Origin of the sequence: Lachnoclostridium sp. An14 (genome assembly GCF_002160755.1) — a bacterium.
In the GTDB taxonomy this organism is placed as follows: domain Bacteria; phylum Bacillota; class Clostridia; order Lachnospirales; family Lachnospiraceae; genus Lachnoclostridium_A.
Genome location: NZ_NFLE01000010.1, coordinates 59,306 through 76,720 on the forward strand (window position 1 = coordinate 59,306; position 17,415 = coordinate 76,720).

At 56.3% G+C, this 17,415-nt stretch carries 18 protein-coding genes; all 18 read right to left on the reverse strand.

Annotation, left to right across the window (positions count from 1 at the left end; genetic code table 11):
* Window positions 1–48 precede the first annotated feature (48 nt).
* The gene (gene htpG / locus B5E84_RS07655; protein ID WP_087221465.1) at window positions 49–2,049 is read right to left on the reverse strand and encodes a molecular chaperone HtpG; all 2,001 of its coding nucleotides are present in this window, start codon (window positions 2,047–2,049) and stop codon (window positions 49–51) included.
* 441 nt (window positions 2,050–2,490) lie between these two features.
* Window positions 2,491–2,871 (reverse strand): Asp23/Gls24 family envelope stress response protein, encoded by a 381-nt coding sequence (locus tag B5E84_RS07660; protein ID WP_087221468.1) that lies wholly within the window; start codon window positions 2,869–2,871, stop codon window positions 2,491–2,493.
* Between the two features lie 107 nt (window positions 2,872–2,978).
* Window positions 2,979–3,755, reverse strand: coding sequence for a SpoIIIAH-like family protein (locus B5E84_RS07665; protein ID WP_087221471.1), 777 nt, complete (start codon window positions 3,753–3,755; stop codon window positions 2,979–2,981).
* A 16-nt stretch (window positions 3,756–3,771) separates the two neighbouring features.
* Complete coding sequence (locus B5E84_RS07670) at window positions 3,772–4,338, reverse strand: hypothetical protein (protein WP_330374209.1); 567 nt, start codon at window positions 4,336–4,338, stop codon at window positions 3,772–3,774.
* Window positions 4,310–5,221: a stage III sporulation protein AF gene (locus tag B5E84_RS07675; RefSeq protein WP_087221477.1), complete on the reverse strand. Its 912-nt coding sequence runs from the start codon at window positions 5,219–5,221 to the stop codon at window positions 4,310–4,312. Before B5E84_RS07675 ends, B5E84_RS07670 begins: the two co-directional genes overlap by 29 nt.
* An 11-nt stretch (window positions 5,222–5,232) precedes the next feature.
* The gene (locus tag B5E84_RS07680) at window positions 5,233–6,495 is read right to left on the reverse strand and encodes a stage III sporulation protein AE (RefSeq protein ID WP_087221479.1); all 1,263 of its coding nucleotides are present in this window, start codon (window positions 6,493–6,495) and stop codon (window positions 5,233–5,235) included.
* Window positions 6,496–6,504: 9 nt separating this feature from the next.
* The gene (gene spoIIIAD, locus B5E84_RS07685; RefSeq protein WP_087221481.1) at window positions 6,505–6,891 is read right to left on the reverse strand and encodes a stage III sporulation protein AD; all 387 of its coding nucleotides are present in this window, start codon (window positions 6,889–6,891) and stop codon (window positions 6,505–6,507) included.
* 12 nt (window positions 6,892–6,903) lie between these two features.
* Window positions 6,904–7,098 (reverse strand): stage III sporulation protein AC, encoded by a 195-nt coding sequence (spoIIIAC, locus tag B5E84_RS07690; protein WP_087221482.1) that lies wholly within the window; start codon window positions 7,096–7,098, stop codon window positions 6,904–6,906.
* A gap of 9 nt (window positions 7,099–7,107) precedes the next feature.
* Entirely contained in the window at window positions 7,108–7,635 is a 528-nt protein-coding gene (locus tag B5E84_RS07695; RefSeq protein ID WP_087221484.1) for a stage III sporulation protein AB, read from the reverse strand.
* Window positions 7,616–8,581: a stage III sporulation protein AA gene (gene spoIIIAA, locus B5E84_RS07700; protein ID WP_087221486.1), complete on the reverse strand. Its 966-nt coding sequence runs from the start codon at window positions 8,579–8,581 to the stop codon at window positions 7,616–7,618. The genes B5E84_RS07695 and spoIIIAA overlap by 20 nt, the downstream gene beginning before the upstream one ends.
* Before the next feature lie 396 nt (window positions 8,582–8,977).
* Window positions 8,978–9,721 carry an N-acetylmuramoyl-L-alanine amidase family protein gene (locus B5E84_RS07705; RefSeq protein WP_087221488.1) on the reverse strand — a complete coding sequence of 248 codons (744 nt, stop codon included), beginning with the start codon at window positions 9,719–9,721 and terminating at the stop codon, window positions 8,978–8,980.
* A gap of 113 nt (window positions 9,722–9,834) precedes the next feature.
* Window positions 9,835–10,467: a hypothetical protein gene (locus B5E84_RS07710; protein WP_087221490.1), complete on the reverse strand. Its 633-nt coding sequence runs from the start codon at window positions 10,465–10,467 to the stop codon at window positions 9,835–9,837.
* Window positions 10,468–10,480: 13 nt separating this feature from the next.
* Window positions 10,481–11,722 (reverse strand): hypothetical protein, encoded by a 1,242-nt coding sequence (locus B5E84_RS07715; RefSeq protein WP_087221492.1) that lies wholly within the window; start codon window positions 11,720–11,722, stop codon window positions 10,481–10,483.
* A 368-nt stretch (window positions 11,723–12,090) separates the two neighbouring features.
* Complete coding sequence (locus B5E84_RS07720) at window positions 12,091–13,503, reverse strand: oxaloacetate decarboxylase subunit alpha (RefSeq protein WP_087221494.1); 1,413 nt, start codon at window positions 13,501–13,503, stop codon at window positions 12,091–12,093.
* 46 nt (window positions 13,504–13,549) lie between these two features.
* Complete coding sequence (locus B5E84_RS07725; RefSeq protein ID WP_087221496.1) at window positions 13,550–14,701, reverse strand: sodium ion-translocating decarboxylase subunit beta; 1,152 nt, start codon at window positions 14,699–14,701, stop codon at window positions 13,550–13,552.
* A gap of 50 nt (window positions 14,702–14,751) precedes the next feature.
* Window positions 14,752–15,123, reverse strand: coding sequence for a biotin/lipoyl-containing protein (locus B5E84_RS07730; protein ID WP_087221498.1), 372 nt, complete (start codon window positions 15,121–15,123; stop codon window positions 14,752–14,754).
* Between the two features lie 19 nt (window positions 15,124–15,142).
* Window positions 15,143–15,913 (reverse strand): OadG family protein, encoded by a 771-nt coding sequence (locus tag B5E84_RS07735; RefSeq protein WP_087221500.1) that lies wholly within the window; start codon window positions 15,911–15,913, stop codon window positions 15,143–15,145.
* A gap of 18 nt (window positions 15,914–15,931) precedes the next feature.
* A complete protein-coding gene (locus B5E84_RS07740) occupies window positions 15,932–17,386 on the reverse strand; it encodes an acyl-CoA carboxylase subunit beta (protein WP_087221502.1) in 1,455 nt (484 codons plus the stop codon).
* Between the last annotated feature and the right edge of the window lie 29 nt (window positions 17,387–17,415).

Below are 17,415 nucleotides of genomic sequence, written 5' to 3' on the forward strand. Positions count from 1 at the left end.
TTTCCCGATTTCTAACCGCTCATTTCTTTCCAATCGCTTATGAACCGCTTATTTCTCCGCCATAGCCATCATAATCTCATTGCTTCTCTCAATAAATTTCGTCATTCGCTCCGGCGTCAGGGTGCCGTGGCTGAGCTCTGCCAGGTCGTAGAGCTGCTCACAGATCGCCGAAGTGTGGGCTCCGTCCTCGTGCTCCAGCACGTATTTCACCAGCGGATGGTTCACATTTAACACCAGCGTCTCGCTGTTTCCGCCAAACATGGAGGTGTCGCCCATGCCGTACATTTTCATCATATCCTGCATTCTTCTGCTCTCCTCGGATACGGTGATCATGGAGGCTAAGGACGCGTCCTTTAATTTCTCCGCCTTCACCTCCAGCTGATCCATGGAAAGAGCCTTTCTCACGATGCCGGTCAGCTTTTCGCCCAGCTTGCCAAACTCCTCGGCGTCCTCCTCCTTCGTCTCCTCCTTAAACACATCGTTTAAATCGGCGTCAATGCGGAGGAATTTTAAGCCCTCGTTCTTCTGCTCCAGATGGCTGATGAAGGGGTTGTCAATGTTGTGAGGAAGGATGACCGCGTCCAGTCCCTCTTTCTGAAACATATTGATGTACTGGCTCTGTTCCTTCTCGTCCGTCACATAGAAAATGGTGTTTTCGTGCTTTTCCTTGTTCTCCTCCAGGCAGTCCTTTAAGGTCAGGTATTTTCCATCCAGGTTTTTAAACAGGATGTAGTCGTTCATCTTCTCCGCGAATTTCTCGTCCTTGATGCAGCCGAACTTGATAAACGGAGCTAAGTCATCCCAGTATTTCTCGTAGGTCTCCCGCTCGGTCTTGCACATTCCTGACAGCTTGTCCGCCACCTTTTTGCTGATGTAGTCGGAGATCTTCTTCACGAAACCGTCGTTCTGCAGCGCGCTTCTGGACACGTTCAACGGCAGGTCCGGGCAGTCGATGACGCCCTTTAACAGCAGCAGGTACTCCGGAATCACTTCCTTAATATTATCCGCGATAAACACCTGGTTGTTGTACAGCTTGATGGTGCCCTCCAGGCTGTCGTACTCCGTGTTGATCTTCGGAAAATAGAGGATTCCTTTCAGATTAAAGGGGTAGTCCATGTTCAGATGGATCCAGAACAGGGGCTCTCTGTAGTCCAGAAATACCTTCCGGTAAAAGGCCTTGTACTCCTCCTCCGTGCACTCGTTGGGGTGCTTGTTCCACAGAGGATGGGTGTCGTTTAAGGAAACGGGACGTTTTAAAATCTTATACTTTTCCGTCCGGGGAGAAACGACCACCGTCTCCTTGGTGCCGTCCTCATTCTCCTTCTCCTCCGTCTTTTCCTCCTCCACGATGGTCTCCACCACCGTGTCCTTCTCCGTCAGCTCCTCTTTCTCCACGGTCTCGTACTGCGGCTCCGCGTCTGCGTTCACCAGGTAAATGGGGAAGGGCATGAACGCGCAGTATTTCTCAATGACCTCTCTGGCCCGGTACTCGTTGGAAAACTCGGCGCTGTCCTCGTTTAAATACAGGGTCACACAGGTTCCCGTGCCCTCCCGGTCGCCGTCTCTCATCTCAAACTCCGTGCCGCCCTCGGACTCCCAGTGCACCGGGGCCGCGGCCGCCTTGTAGGAGCGGGTGTCGATGGTCACCTTGTCCGCCACCATGAACGCGGAGTAAAAGCCCAGTCCGAAATGGCCGATGATCTGATCCTCGTTGGCCTTGTCCTTGTATTTATTTAAGAAATCCTGGGCGCCGGAGAAGGCGATCTGGTTGATGTACTCGTCCACCTCGTCCGCCGTCATTCCCATGCCGTTGTCCTCCACGGCGATGGTGCGCTCCTTCTGGTTTACCGTCACAGTGATCTTGTACTCCGGGTTTTCCGGCTCCTCGTACTCGCCCATGAGAGCCAGTTTCTTTAATTTCGTGATGGCGTCGCAGCCATTGGAAATCAGCTCCCGGTAAAAAATGTCGTGGTCGGAATACAGCCACTTCTTGATGATTGGGAATATATTCTCGCTGTTGATGGACAAACTGCCTTTCTTTTCTGACATTTCAAAATCACTCCTCATTTTCTTTATTTGCCGCGGCCGGCGACAGAACAGTCCAGATTCCTGAACCCCCTTGTTCCCTTGCCGGACTTCCGTTTCCGGCCTTTTGGACGCCGGACCGCCGCTTTATCCGGACAGCGGGCGGGCCGCTGTTCTAGTTTGATTATCACAAACCATATTATAATACTGCGGTTTTGAAATGTCAACGAAAAATCAGCACTCATTTTTATCGAGTGCTAACACAGAGGATACAGGACGCTACCGCACCGTCCAGTGAGATAAAAAATGGGCGCATCCGCATAGCGGGTGGTTTCTATTTCTCACGTCTCCGTTCCTATGCTAAGAAACTCCAACATCCTCAACCCGGTCTATCCGCCCCACAACGAAAAACAGCGCGGCAGGAGCTCTCCCGCCGCGCCGCAGTCCGCAAACGCTTTTTTCACATTAATTGTTCATATTGACTCCGGCAATCTTCACGTTCACATCCAGGACCATGAGGCCGGTCATGTTCTCAATGGCTGTCTTCACCCGGTCCTGCACCTTCTCGCTGACGGCGGGGATCTTGTAGCCATACTTGATATTCAGGGAGAGATCCACGGAAACGTGCTCCTCCGTCACATCCACCTTCACGCCCTTGGAGAGATTTTTCATGCCCAGCTTGCCAACCAGCTCGTTGGTAATATTGCCGGCCATGGAATCCACGCCCTCCACCTCTGTGGCCGCCAGTCCGGCGATGATCGCCACCACCTCGTCGGCGATCTGGACCTCGCCCAGTTTTTCCTTCTCGTACACTTTATGGGTGTTTCTGTTATCCATCTCTGCCATGTCAAATCCCTCCTGTATATCAAATTTCTGCAATTCCGTTTCTTATGGCTTATTTTATCACAACGGCAGGGATTTGACAACGGGCGGCGAAAACCTTTTCCGGTCTTCTACCCCTCTGTGTCCAGCAGGGTGATCACGATGTTTTCCGCCCCCACCTCCGCTTTCCGTTTTACAATATCCTCAATCTGAGCCCGCTGGGGATCGGTGATGCTGGCGGCGTTGATGACCACATCCACCTTCTCGCCGGTGATGCTCACCACCGGGTCCGCAAACCCTTTGGCCAGCAGCAGGGTCTCCGCCGCGTTCTCCTTCTCCGCCACCTCCGTCAGCTTTACCATGTTCTGGACGGCCTCCTGCCTGGAGCTTTCGTCCAGGGTCTGGTTGTTGATGATCTCCGTCAGGGTCTCTTTATTTTTGGCGCGGACCTGCTCCCGGTTCAGCTGCACCCCCGCTATGTACTCAGAAACATTCATCCCGCTGGTGAGAACCGCCTCTCCCGGATTGTCAATGCCCGCATCCGCCGCGTCCGAGGTCTGGATCTGCTCTCCCGCTGCCGCCTGTTCCGCCGCCATGGTGGCCTCCTCCACGCTGGCCGCGTTCTCCGCCTCGTCGGAGGGGTCATTGTCCAGGCTGGGGATCTCAAGCAGTCCGTCTGCCCCGGCTGCCGCCTGGTTTTCCGCCAGAATATCCTCGTCGGAAATCTCCATCACTCCCGCCTCGTAGACCTCGTCCCCGGCCGCCAGCTGCTCTTTTCCCGCATAATTCAAATATCCCGCCGCCGCGATCATCACAGCCAGCGTGGTGATGATGATCTGGTTCCTGCGGAATATCTTTTTCACCTTGAGATTTTTCATGCCCTTCATATGGCTCCTGATCGTCCTCATCGCTGCATACACTCCTTTATTCCACCCGCTTTAATACTCTTATCTTATGCTGAGGCACATGGAATAATGCCTCCATGGCCGCGGAAATTTCTGCCTGCAGCCGCACATCCCCGCCTCCCTGGGCGCTGATCACCACGCCCTCAATCTCCGGCATCAGCTCCTTTTCCACAATGGGCTGGGAACTGCTGCCGCTCCCGGTGAGCACGGTGCTCTCCTGGCTCTCCCCGTTTTTCACGCTCCGGCTGCCCCCGGCGCTGTCCGTCTCCTCCGTCACCGACTGGGATTCCGAACGGTCGATTCGAAGCACCTTTTCCTCCGTGGATTTTAAGGTGATCATCACCTCCACCTCCCCCACGCCGTCCACCGTCCGCAGAAACTCCTCCACCCGCCGCTCCAGCTCCCGCTCGTAATTTCTCCCGGAGGAAACGGCCGTTCCCCCGGCCGGGGCGTTTCCGGCGGCGGTCTGGGCCGACGGGGCATTTCCCTGCCTGCCGGACGGCACCGCTAAGAGCATCAGGCAGATTCCGGCGGCCAGCACCAGCAGCCATTTTTCTTTACTCATGTTCCAGTTGAATTTCCACATGGCCTTCCTCCAAATGATAATATTCCGCGATCCGGCGGCGCAGGTCCGCGGAAACCTTCGATTCCCCGGCGGAATCCAGATTCTGTTTCGGAGCTGTTTCCGCCTCCTCCGGCGCCGTTTCCGGCTCCTGTCTGGCGGTCACCGCGGCATTTCCGGAGGACGCGGGGGCATTTTCCGGCTTTGAGCCGTTTCTTTCTCCATCATCCGGCCCGGATTTGGGCGCTGGGCCGTCATCAGGGGCGGGAGCTGGCGCAGTTTCCCTCTCTGATTCAGTTCTCTCAGGCAAATCCAATAAAACTCCCTCTTGTCCCCCGTCCCCTCCGGCCGTCTCCTGCCCCGCCTTCCCTTTCTCCTTTCCGATTCCGATCTCCACCGGCTCCACCTCCCGGACCGCCTCTACGGAAATCCGGCTGCCTTCCAGACTGGTTTTCCGCGGCTCTGTTTCCGTTTTTCCCTTTCCAGCGGCCACCACCGCCACCTCCGTCACCATCCCAAACCTCTCGCTCTCCCGGTCCCCGTCGATCTCCACCTCCACCCGCTCCGGCTCCACCCCGGCCTCCCTGGCCATCTCTCCCACCTGCTCCGCCACCGTTTCCTCATATTTGCTCGTCAGCTCCTCCATACGCCGTTCTTCCATTCCCATCAGCTCCCGTTCAAAATCCGCCGCCTCATTCTGAAAGCTCACCTGCTCCATATACCCGGCCAGCTTTTCCTCCAGCCGCAGGCTCACCGTAAAGGGGCGGACAGCCGCCAGCACAAATACCATCCCCGCGAACAGCCTGACGTATTTCTCATACTTCCCCGCGGGCAGAAGGCTGAGCGCCAGAGTCAGAAACAGGAGATAAAACACGAGATTTTTTACCCAATCCACCACGCCTTCCATATTCTGCCCTCCTAACTCCCGTAATACGTCACATTGGTCGCCATGCAGATCATGGCAATGGCAATCACAAACAGCCCCAGGGCCGACGCCACCAGTTTGACCAACAGCTTGTACCCTTCCGCCGCCTCCGCCACACAGGAGGTGATCCTCTTGTCACACACCGGTTCCATAGCCGCCGACGCCAGCTGATAGAGCACCGCCAGCACGGCCAGCTTGACTAACGGAGCTAACACCGTAATCGCCAGTACAAACACTGCCCCGGCTCCCATGGTATTTTTAATCAGCACCCCGGAGCCCATAACCATCTTTGCCGCCACGCCAATCCCGCGGCCGATTCCCGGAATCGCCTCCAGCGCCTTCGTGATCCCGCTGTTTTTCACCGCGTCCGCGTAGGGCAGGATCATGCCCTGAAGCAGGTTGATCCCCACCACCAGGCCGGCCATGGTGCGGATTCCCCAGCTCACCGCCGTTTTCACCAGGTCCCGAAACCGGGACAGCATATCTTCCTTTATCATATGCCCCGCCAGCACCAGCAGGAAATAAATCTGCACCCCTGGCAGCAGTACCGTCAGAAACAGCCACTGCACGCCGGAAATCAGGAACAGCATTCCCTCATAAAGTCCCGCCGCCGTCACCGCCCCGCCGGAAAACGCCGCCGCCAGAAAATAGGCAGGCATCAGGGCCCGCATAAATTCCAGCACATCCTCCAGAGCCCCCTGGGCCAGGGCCGCCCCCTGGGAAAATCCGGCCGCCAACAGGGTAAACACCAGCAGATAGGTGACGAAAAACCCGGTTTCTGAGATCTGTCCCGTCTGAAACACTCCGGCAAAGCCCGCGAACACCGCCCCGGCCACTCCCAGGACCAGAATCTGGCCCAGAAATCCGGCGCTATCCGCCATTCCCCCAAGAAACGCCTCCTTCGCCGCCGTCACCAGCAGCTCTGCCGCCTCAGAAAACTGTCCCGCCATCAAACGCTCCAGAAGGCTGCTGAAGGAAATTTCCTCTCCCCCGTGCCCTTCCAGCTGATCCAAAAACTGCTCCACCTCCGTCAGATCGTAATCGGACAGCTCCGGCGCCGCCCACTCCCCGCCTCCGGAATCCTCCGTGGCCGGCGCCGCGGTTTCATACGTCACAATTTCTCCTCCGCTGTCCCGTTCCGCCCCTGCCGCTGTCCCCGCGGCCATTCCCACCGCGGCTGCCACCACCGCCGCTGCCAATGCCAGCCGCGCCAGAGGCGCCAGGTATCCCTTTCCCCTTTTTCTCCGCCCGCTCACATCCGCCTCCTACCCCAAAAACGACTGCATCGTCTCGATCAGCCCCACAAATACCGGCATACTCACCGCCAGAATGGACAGCTTGCCAAACATTTCAATTTGGCTGCCCACCGCCCCATATCCGGCATCCTTGCAGATCCCCGCCGCGAACTCCGCCACGTAGGCAATGCCGATCATTTTCACAATGGTATCCAGATACACCCGTTCCACCTGGATATTGGAGCGGATCAGCTCCAGGGTCTCTAAGATCACCCGAAACTTAGAGCAGCCGTAGAGAAAAATAAAAACGCCGGCCGCCATCACCAGATAGACGCCGTACTCGCTTTTTACGCTTTTTAACTGCACCGCCAGCAGCACTGCCGCCAGGCCTGCCGCCGCGATCCCCACGATTGTCAACTCTCATCCCTCCTACAGCGCGAACAGCTCCTTGATGGTCTCAAACAGCTCATAGATATATGGAATCATCCAGAACAGCACCAAAATAAGCCCTGCCAGGCTGGTGAGAAACGCCTGCTCCTCCCGTCCGCTGTGTTTCAACACCTGGCAGACCACGGAGACCAGGATCCCCACCGCCGCGATTTTAAAAATCAGATTGACCTCCACGCCATCCTCCTAACACATCAGAATAATGAAAAAAATCCCTCCCGCCAGGGACAGGCCTGTATACAGCCGGCACGCCTCCTGCCTTCTCTCCCTCATGGAGCGGATGGAGAGCTCCAGCTGTTCCAGGTAAAGGAGCATGGTCCGCTCCTGCATCTGCCGGTCCAAATACCCCAGCTGCCTGCCAAATTCCTCCAGCTGTCCCAAATCCTCCTTGGAAAGGGGAAGATCCTGGAGGTTTTTCACTTCCTCCCTCCAGATCTCTCCGAACCCCCGGCCCTGTTTCTCACCGATCCGCTCCGCCACCTGGACCGCCAGCCCTCCCATCCGGCCGCCCAGACGGTGCCCCGCCCGGCAAAACGCCTCGTCCAGGGAAGAATTGGCGTAGAGGATTTCTCCTTTTAACAGGTAAACCAGCCGCCTCGCCTCCTCCAGCAGCCGCAGCCTGGTGAGAAACCGGGAAGAAAACATTCTCCCCATTCCCCCCGCTCCCAAAAGCACCAGCACCGCCCCTGCCGTCCTAGCCATCAAAGATGCCATTCCACACCAGCCTCCCCTCTCCGTCCCGGATCTCCCGGACCCGTCCGGCCTGCTCTCCGTTTCCCAAAAGCACCAGCCTCCCAAACAATCCCCCTCTCACCAAAGCCCCCAGCCCCGGTTTTCCAAGAATCTCCTCCAGACTGCCGCCGTGAGCCGTAGCCAGCACCGCGCAGCCGCAGCCTGCGGCATATTCCACCGCCTCCAGATCCTCCCGGCTCCCGATCTCGTCCACCGCCACCACCTGGGGCGCCATGGAGCGGATCAGCATCATCATTCCCAGGGCCTTCGGACAGCAGTCCAGCACATCCGTCCGCGCCCCCAGGTCGTTTTGAGGGATCCCCTGATAACAGGCTCCGATTTCCCCCCGCTCGTCCACCACTCCCACATTTCTGCCGGGGACCGTCTCCGTCCCGTCTGAGAGCAGACGCACCAGATCCCGCAGCAGGGTGGTCTTTCCTCCCCTGGGCGGGGAAATGAGCAGACTATGGCAGAGCCTTTCTTCCTCAAACAAAAAGGGCAGCACCTTCTCCCCACAGCCCTTGATCTGGTGGGCAAACCTTACATTGAGGGCTGATATGTATTTCAATGTTTTCAGATTCCCATTCTCCATCACCGCCTTCCCGGCAAGCCCCACCCGGTGGCCTCCCCGTACTGTGAGAAACCCCTGACGGATCTCGTCCTCAAAGGCATAGAGGGAATAATTTCCCATACATTCCACCGTCTCCCGCAGCTCCCGCTCCGAAATCCGCCGGAGCCCTTCTCTCCCAGCCTGTCCCAGCTGCCCTCCTTTCGTCACCCCGTACTCCCTGTTTCCATACCAGAGAAATAAAGGGGCATCCACCCGCATTCGGATTTCCTGCAGCTGTTCAAACTCCAGGGAAAGGCCTTCCAGCACATCCCGGACGCTCCTGGCGAACATCCGGCTCCATTTCTCTCCTCCACCCATGTCCTCACCTCTTTATCTCAATATATGAGGGCCTGTTCCAATTATTCCGCTCCCTTTTTCCCATCCGTTCCTCACCGGGCCTGTGAGAGAACCGTTTCCAGCCTCAGGAGCGGACCTTTCGTAAATTATGTGCCCCCTCCAGGCCGTCTTCTCCCACGGGATACCGCCCTGGAGCGCAGGGTCACGGACAATCTGCTCTCTGCGGCATACAGGAGGGACGTCTGCGGCGCCGGGTACGCCGGTTTCTCTGCCATAAAAAGTGTGCGCCTCCCGCCGGAGGCTTTTGTGTCATAGGGGACGCAGTTCCCTACGGCGCAAAAAAAGAGGACCACCTCACTCCGTGATCCTCTCATTCTTTCCTATATTTATCTCTTTTCTGTCTTCCGTTTTCACACCCTACTGCTGGCAGATCCCATTGGCATCCACATAGAAACCGTCCGGCGTCGTAGTGTTGGTGAGCATGGCCCCGCTGGCGTCGCAGTAATACCAGACTCCATTCCAGGAAACCCAACCGGTTTTCATGTAACCGGACTCATCAAAGAAATACCACAGGTCGCTGATGTATCTCCACTGGCTCACCGGATAGGTTCCATCCGTATCCAGCCACCACCAGCCCACATTGTCCTTCTGCCAGCCGGTCTGTGCCGTCCCCGTAGTACCTGACGGATCCTGACCTACCGCGTCCCCAGGCCCGGAGGCTCCCGACGGGATATAGACCTTATCCTCCGAATTCTGGCTGAGGTTCTTATTCTTCTCTGCCATGGTCTCGTCCACCACGTAGCTCTCCGACTCCTCGGACCACTCGCTGTGGTAAAAGCTGGAGCTGCCGCTGCGGGCCCGGGCCCGCACCTGGAACGTATACTCACCGGAACGGTCCATTCTGGATCTGCACTCCAGTTTCGTGCTCTTGGTCTTCACCGTATCCACCCGGTAGCCGTCCCGGTAAATCTTCACCTCATACTGGTAGGCATCCTCAATCTCGTCCCACTCTGCCTTCGTGTCTTCCCACCAAACTCCCGGCGTTTCTAACTGCACCGGTTCATCGGAATCGCCTTTTGCCGCCCAAGCGCTCATGGCGCTACCGGCCAGCATGGACACTGCCATTCCTAAAACGGCAACCATCCGCATCCATCTTTTCATATGCCATTACCTCCAAAAGGCCCGCGCAATCTCAAATTCCCGCGCAGCCAACCTGTTTTGCCTGTATTATACTCCCTGGCCTCATCCGGCCGCAACTACATTTCGCCGGGAATTCATGAATTTTTCGTGAACCCTTCTCCCACGGTCCGCTCAATATACCTCTGGATTCCCTCCTCCGGATAGGACAGCAGCCGGCCGAATTCCTCTGCGATCCGCCTTCGGTTCCCTCCCTCGTAGGAGCCTTCCTCCTTCATCCTGGCCTGCTCCTTTTTTAAAGACAGGTAAGCCTCCAGCGTCTCCTCCGTCCGGTAAAACAGGTAATTATACTTTCCCTTATTTAACTCCTCCGGAAACAGATCCGTCAGAAACGCCTCATCTTCCCCGTAGAAACATACCCCGTACCGGCGGCACAGCGCCTCCACAGCCTCCTGGTAGGAATCCCGTTCCTCCCTCGTATCGCAGGGATGGCTCATGGCCAGCCGTTTCAAACCGGCCGCCACCATCTCGCAGAAACAGTCCATCACTCCCAGCTCGTAGGAGTACCGGTCCACCGGCCGTCCCCTTTCCACGTCCGCCAGCTCATATTCCTCCTCGTCCAAGGATAAAGGCACCCCGGAGGGGGTGGTCACATGAATGCCTCCGTACCACGTCCCCTCCACGGTAAACACGTCTCCCACCTGGTAATCCTGGGAGTAGTCGTCATTCTTTTTTACAATCCGGACCTTTGCGCCCTTTTTCGCGCCCATGGCCTCCGTCCTCCTAATTGATTCGTTTAATGATGTAGCCGCCGTCGTCGTCCTTGTCCACGTCATATTTATTTCCGTCGGCATCGGTGGCGGTTCCTCCGGTCTTCACCTTTCCACTCTCATTCACCAGATAATCCTTGCCGTCCACGGTCACAACCTCGTAGCGCAGGCCTTCCTCCGCCCGCACCAGAGCACCGTTGTCATAGAGGTAGCCGTCCTTTACGCCAGTGTATCCCGCGCCGATATTTCCCAGGGATCCGCTCTTGTCGTAGTAGAAGGTCTCTCCGTCGATCTCTACCCGCCCTGTCACCATGGCGCCGCTCTCATCAAAATAGTAGATCCTTCCGTCCGAAAGCTCCAGCTCACCGGTGACCATTCTGCCCCGGTTTGTAAAGCAGTACACCTTATTGTCAATTCGGGCTACCCCGTAGCGGTCATTTAAGGCTGTGGTCTTATAGGAAGACGTGTAGGCCCGGCCGTTCCGGAAATAGTACCAGTTCTCATCCGACTCGTCGGGAGTCACCAGATAGCGCCAGCCGCTGGCCGCCGCGCCGCTGGACTCACAGTAGATCAGATGGTTCACATCCTCTGTCACATTGTCATAGTAGGAGCTGGTGAAATGCTCCGCGTCCACCCATCCCGTGAGCATCCGCCCGTACTGGTCAAACACGTAGTCCGCCCCTCCGATGGTCTGCTCCCTGGATTTGGACATCCGCCCAGTAGAGCTGAAATAGTACCAGTTCTGGTCGCTCCAGTCGTCCGCCCGGTCGGAATAGAGATACTGCCAGCCGGTAACCATAACGCCGTCGCTCCCCAGATAATAGGTATTGTCACCGTCGTCAAACCATCCCGTATCCATCTGCTGGCCGGAAAAATGATATTTCACGCCGCCGATGGTCTTCCAGCCGTCCTCGTAGGCCTGACCGTTGCTGCCGAAATAGTACCAGTGGCTCTGAGCCGACCAGGGATCGTCCTGGATCAGTCTCCAGCTATTGGTGATCATGACTCCGCTCTCATTCACATAGTACGTATCGTCAATGAGCTGGCTCACCGCCATGGTGCCGTCATAGTCCAGAAAATACCAGTTTCCATTGTCCTGGACCCACTGCCCGTACAGCGGGGAACCACTGTCGTTGTAGTAATACCACTGTCCATTGTTCTGTGCCCAGCCCGCCGCCTGAGCCGTCACTGCCATCCCGGCACTCATGACCGCCGCGCAGGCAACCGCAATCAGCATTCTGTTCCGTTTTCTCATATCCACTCCTCCTTTATCTTAATATATCTGGAAATTTATCGAAATTCCCTATATGTTTCTTTTATTATAGCATAGATTTCAGAAAATTTCCCAACTTAATTCTTACGATTCCGTTTAGATTTCTTAAGGAAATAAGGAGTGTACCAGTCTGAACCGACGCTAGGGCAAATAAATCACCGTTTCCGGCGCTGACCATGAGGCACAAACCCGCGCCGGAGCGGGACTGCTATCGAAGGCTTAATGTAGTAGGAAACGGCGTTTCCTGTTACATACCTGCTACACAAAAGGCCCGGTGCCTGACGGCACCGGACCTCTTTTTAAGCTTTCCCAAATCTCCTGGGAAAAGCCATACCTTTCTGCAAATGAAATTATACGGGATAAGCCTTGCTCCCCGTGTCCGCGACAGCGGCATCCACTTTCTTCTGCTGTGCCTCGCGGTACTTGAAGAACTCCTCTGCCACCTTCGGGAACAGGGCGTAGGACAGCACATCCTCATCCTGCTGTTTCCACTGAGCGCACTCTTTCTCAAACTGCGGCAGCTGCGGCTCGATTAAGTCGGCCGGACGGCAGGTGATGGGCGTCTCGTCGCCGATGATCTTCTTCTGAACCTCTTTGTTGAACGGAGCTACCGTCTGTCCGAACTCGCCCAGCATGATCTTCTTGGACTCCTTCGGCACCAGCTTGTAGCGCTCGCCGGCGATCACGTTCATCACCGCCTGAGTGCCCACGATCTGAGAAGACGGGGTTACTAAGGGCGGATCTCCGAAGTCTTTTCTCACTCTCGGGATCTCCTCCAGTACCTCCTGGTACTTGTCCTCCTTGCCGGCCTCCTTCAGCTGGGAAACCAGGTTGGAGAGCATTCCGCCGGGAACCTGATACTGCAGGGCTTTAATGTCCACACCCAGCACCTTCGGGTTCATCAGGCCGCTCTTTAAGCACTCCTCCCGAAGGGGACGGAAGTAGTCCGCGATCTCCGCCAGCAGGTTCTGGTCATAGCCAGTGTCATAGGGAGTGGGACGGAAGGTCTCCACCATCACCTCCGTAGCCGGCTGGCTGGTGCCAAGGGCGAAGGGGCTCATGGCGCAGTCGATAATGTCGCAGCCTGCCTCCACAGCCTTTAAGTAGGTCATGGACGCCACGCCAGAGGTATAGTGGGTGTGCAGGTCGATGGGCAGGGAGGTAGACTCCTTCAGGGCACCCACCAGCTCTGCGGCCGCATAAGGGGTGAGCAGTCCGGCCATATCCTTGATGCACAGGGAATCGGCTCCCATCTCCTCGATCTCCTTCGCGATCTTCTTCCAGTACTCCATGGTGTAGGCATCGCCCAGGGTATAGCAGAGAGCGATCTGCACGTGAGCCTTCTCCTTGTTGGCCGCCTTCACCGCCGTCTGCAGGTTGCGGATGTCGTTCAGACAGTCAAAGATACGGATGATGTCGATTCCGTTTGCCACGGACTTCTGCACGAAATACTCCACCACGTCGTCGGCGTAGTGATTGTAGCCCAAGATGTTCTGGCCGCGGAACAGCATCTGCAGCTTTGTGTTCTTAAAGCCGTCTTTCAGTTTCCGCAGTCTCTCCCACGGATCTTCCTTTAAGAACCGCAGGCAGGCGTCGAAGGTGGCGCCGCCCCAGCACTCCACGGCGTGATAGCCAACCTTGTCCATCTTCTCTACAATAGGAAGCATCTGCTCGGTGGTCATTCTGGTTGCGATTAAGGACTGGTGGGCGTCACGCAGGACGGTTTCCACAATCTTAACCGGCTTTTTCTCTATTTCAGCCATGATTATTCCTCCTAAAACGAAATGTATGAAACCTCAGCAAGAGGCATTATTTGACTCCAAAGATCGCCATGAAGGCTCCCGCCGCCACAGCCGTACCGATTACGCCGGCCACGTTGGGACCCATAGCGTGCATCAGCAGGAAGTTGGTGGGATCCGCCTCGGCGCCCACCTTCTGGGACACACGGGCTGCCATGGGCACTGCCGACACGCCGGCGGAACCGATCAGCGGATTGACCTTGCCGCCGCTCAGCTTGCACATGATCTTTCCGAAAATCACGCCGGCCGCCGTACCCAGGGCAAAGGCCACAAGGCCCAGCACCACGATCTTGATGGTATCCAGCTTTAAGAATGCCTCAGCGCTGGTGGTAGCACCAACAGAGGTTCCCAGCATGATTACCACGATGTACATCAGGGCGTTGGAAGCGGTCTCCGTCAGCTGTTTTACCACGCCGGACTCCCGGAACAGGTTTCCTAACATCAGCATACCAACCAGGGGCGCCGTGGTGGGAAGGATCAGACAGACCACAACGGTTACGATGATGGGGAACAGGATCTTCTCCAGCTTGGAAACGGGACGAAGCTGCTCCATCTTGATCTTTCTCTCCTTCTCCGTGGTCAGGAGTTTCATGATCGGAGGCTGGATAATGGGCACCAGAGCCATGTAAGAGTACGCCGCCACCGCGATGGGGCCCATGTACTCCTTCTGTCCCAGCTTTCCGCACAGGAAGATGGAGGTGGGGCCGTCCGCTCCGCCAATGATGGAGATGGCAGCCGCCGCCTTGTCGTTAAAGCCCATGAAGATGGCCATAAAATACGCTCCGTAAATACCGAACTGAGCCGCTGCGCCTAACAGAAAGCTCTTGGGGTTGGCGATCAGGGGACCGAAGTCCGTCATGGCGCCTACGCCCATGAAGATCAGAGACGGGAAGATGCTCCACTCATCCAGAATGTAGAAGTAGTACAGCAGGCCGCCCACCCCGTTTGCGGAATCTTCAGGAGCCAGCATAATATCCGGATAGATATTTACCAAAAGCATACCGAAGGAGATGGGAACCAGAAGAAGCGGTTCAAATCCCTTTTTGATCGCCAGATACAGGAACACGAATGCCACTGCGATCATAACGAAGTTGCCCCAGGTCAGATTTACAAATGCCGTCTGCTGAAGAAGATTCCCAAATGTTGTTAAAATATATTCCATTGTTCATCCCTCCATAAAGATACGCTCAACTCACGCATCCGATTCCAGTATTAGTTTAAGGTTGCGATGGTCGCGCCAGCCTCTACGGAGTCACCAACAGCTACATTGATGGATGCCACAGTTCCATCCTCGGGAGCCACGATCTCATTCTCCATCTTCATGGCTTCCAGGATCAGCAGAACCTCACCCTTCTTCACAGCCTGGCCCACGCTTGCCTTCACGCCCAGGATCTTGCCCGGCATGGGAGCGGAAACGGTAACTGCGCCCTGTGCTCCGGCGGGTGCTGCCTTGGGAGCTGCCTTCGCTGCGGGAGCGGCCTTCGGGGCTGCCTTGGGAGCGGCTGCGGGAGCGCTTACGGCTCCGTTTTCCTCTACGGTTACATCATATACATTGCCGTTTACAGTGATCGTATAGCTTTTCATCTTTTTCTTCCTCCTAGAATTATACTCGTTTCCATTTTGAACCCGGCGCTCTCTTGATGGAACGGACCACCAGTCCGTCTGCCGGTGTGCCGGTAGATGCCGCGATTGCCGCGGTGATGACCGCTACCAGCTCCAGGTCATCCACAAGCTCCTCCTCTGCTGGAACGGCTGCCTCCGCGGCTGCCGGTGCGGGAGCGGGAGCCGGCTCTGCCGGGGCATTCTTCGCTGCCATCTTTTTCTCCCAGGCATTGATGAATTTAAAGCAGCTGATCAGCAGGCTGATGAAAATCAGCACAATAAACACGGTTCCCATACCGATCAGCGTGTTCAAACCGGCTTTCACAAGACGCTCGCCTGTGGTGTACCGGGGAGACATACTGATGGAGGTTATCTCTGATATATCCTTTGTGTAATAAATGGTGCAGTCCACCAGGCGTTCCTCAAACTGAACCACCATGTCGCAGGCGTACTCGTCATCCTGCAGTGTCACATTCGTGCTCTCTACCTTCACAAAGCTGCCGGTGTCCGCCATAATGTTTTTCCAGGTGGTATACGCCTCCACGGAAAAGGCGCTGTCCGCCTCCTCGCTCTCCGCGATGTACTGGTCCACCGCATCCTCCGACACGGAAGTGACACTCTGCAATATTCCTTCGGAATACATGGAAACGGCGCTGGTAACTCCAAGATCCAGCTCCTTCGGCGCATTCTCCTGAGGAGCCGAGCAAGCCGACAGCGCAGCGATACCGGCCGTCACGCAAAACGCCAGCAAAATTTTCTTTATCTTCCTCATATCACTGTCACCTCGTCCTTAGACCGTGCCATGTTTCTTTGCCGGCCTGTCCTCTCTCTTTGTAAACAGCATCTCAAACGCAGCGATCACCCGTTTTCTCGTCTCCTGCGCCTCAATAATATCGTCTACATATCCCCTTCTGGCTGCTGCCTCCGCGCTGGACTGAAGTGCGCGGTACTCCGCCGCCTTCTCGCTGATCAGGGCCGCCGCGTCCTCTGACTGGGCGATCTCGCCGGCATACATGATCTTTGCCGCGCAGGCCGCATCCATCATGCCGATCTCAGCGTTCGGCCAGGCGTATACCATATCCGCTCCCACTGCCTTGCTGGCCATGGTCAGATAGGCGGTGCCGTAAGCCTTTCCGGTGATCACCGTCACCTTCGGAACGGTGGCGTTCGCGTAAGCATAGGTCAGCTTTGCCGCTGCCTTCGCGATCTTCTTCTCCGTGCACTTTACAGCCTGATAGCCCTTTACATTTACCAGGGTCAGCACCGGGATATTGAAGGCGTCGCAGAACTTCACCATCTCCTCGGCCTTCTCGCAGCCTCTGGAGGTGAGTCCGCCGTCAAATTCCTTCTCCTTCTCTCCGTTCTCCCCGTACACTTCCGTGCGGTTGGCCACACAGCCTACGGTCATGCCGTTTAAGCGGATAAAGCCGGTCACCATGGCCGGTCCGTAAGCCGCTTTCGTCTCCACGAAGAAGTTGTCATCGGAGATGGCCTTTAACGCCTCTTTCGTATCGCCGGCCCAGCCCTCAATGCCTTCGCAAAGACGGTTCAAGTCATCGGTGCACTCGTCGTAGGACATATCGTCTTCATTGTTTGCGGGAAGAATGGAAATGAGAGTTCTGATCTGCTCCAAAACCTCTGCCTCAGAGCCGGTGAAATCGACGGTTCCCGTCTCCTCACTCTGGAACTTCGCGGAGGAGGTGTCGCATTTCTCCTTATAGTTTCCGTCCAGGGTGTTCGGGGAATTGACAAAGAGCCTGCCTGTCTTCTCCTCCATGAGGGTAAAGTCAGCGAGAGCCGCGGACACTGCCATGCCGCCGCCGCAGGAACCAAATATAGCACAGATCTGCGGAACGACGCCGGAGGCCAGGGACTGTGCCAGGTACAGCTCACCGAATCCGGCCAGGGCATCGGTCGCTTCCTGCAGTCTCAGTCCGGCGCAGTCGATGAGGCCAATGACAGGGGCGCCCATCTTCATCGCCATTCCGTAGATATTGGAAATCTTTTTCGCGTGCATCTCACCGATGGAGCCTCCCAGTACAGAGGCATCCTGGCTGTACACATAAACGAGCCCGCCGTCAATGGTGCCGTATCCGGTAACCACGCCATCGGCAGGAGTTTCTTTCGCAGTCATGTTAAAATCAGTGTTTCTGGCAGTCACGCGACCGCCGATTTCCACAAAACTGCCCTCATCAAGTAACATCTGAATCCGATTACTTGCTGATGTTTGTGCTGAATTACTCATTTTGCAGCCCTCCATTTTGTAATATTTTC

Coding starts and splice junctions, on each gene's coding strand:
- htpG (WP_087221465.1), bottom strand. CDS start 2,049: ATGTCAGAAAAGAAAGGCAGTTTGTCCATCAACAGCGAGAATATATTC.
- B5E84_RS07660 (WP_087221468.1), bottom strand. CDS start 2,871: ATGGCAGAGATGGATAACAGAAACACCCATAAAGTGTACGAGAAGGAA.
- B5E84_RS07665 (WP_087221471.1), bottom strand. CDS start 3,755: ATGAGGACGATCAGGAGCCATATGAAGGGCATGAAAAATCTCAAGGTG.
- B5E84_RS07670 (WP_330374209.1), bottom strand. CDS start 4,338: ATGTGGAAATTCAACTGGAACATGAGTAAAGAAAAATGGCTGCTGGTG.
- B5E84_RS07675 (WP_087221477.1), bottom strand. CDS start 5,221: ATGGAAGGCGTGGTGGATTGGGTAAAAAATCTCGTGTTTTATCTCCTG.
- B5E84_RS07695 (WP_087221484.1), bottom strand. CDS start 7,635: ATGGCATCTTTGATGGCTAGGACGGCAGGGGCGGTGCTGGTGCTTTTG.
- spoIIIAA (WP_087221486.1), bottom strand. CDS start 8,581: ATGGGTGGAGGAGAGAAATGGAGCCGGATGTTCGCCAGGAGCGTCCGG.
- B5E84_RS07705 (WP_087221488.1), bottom strand. CDS start 9,721: ATGAAAAGATGGATGCGGATGGTTGCCGTTTTAGGAATGGCAGTGTCC.
- B5E84_RS07710 (WP_087221490.1), bottom strand. CDS start 10,467: ATGGGCGCGAAAAAGGGCGCAAAGGTCCGGATTGTAAAAAAGAATGAC.
- B5E84_RS07715 (WP_087221492.1), bottom strand. CDS start 11,722: ATGAGAAAACGGAACAGAATGCTGATTGCGGTTGCCTGCGCGGCGGTC.
- B5E84_RS07720 (WP_087221494.1), bottom strand. CDS start 13,503: ATGGCTGAAATAGAGAAAAAGCCGGTTAAGATTGTGGAAACCGTCCTG.
- B5E84_RS07725 (WP_087221496.1), bottom strand. CDS start 14,701: ATGGAATATATTTTAACAACATTTGGGAATCTTCTTCAGCAGACGGCA.
- B5E84_RS07730 (WP_087221498.1), bottom strand. CDS start 15,123: ATGAAAAGCTATACGATCACTGTAAACGGCAATGTATATGATGTAACC.
- B5E84_RS07735 (WP_087221500.1), bottom strand. CDS start 15,913: ATGAGGAAGATAAAGAAAATTTTGCTGGCGTTTTGCGTGACGGCCGGT.
- B5E84_RS07740 (WP_087221502.1), bottom strand. CDS start 17,386: ATGAGTAATTCAGCACAAACATCAGCAAGTAATCGGATTCAGATGTTA.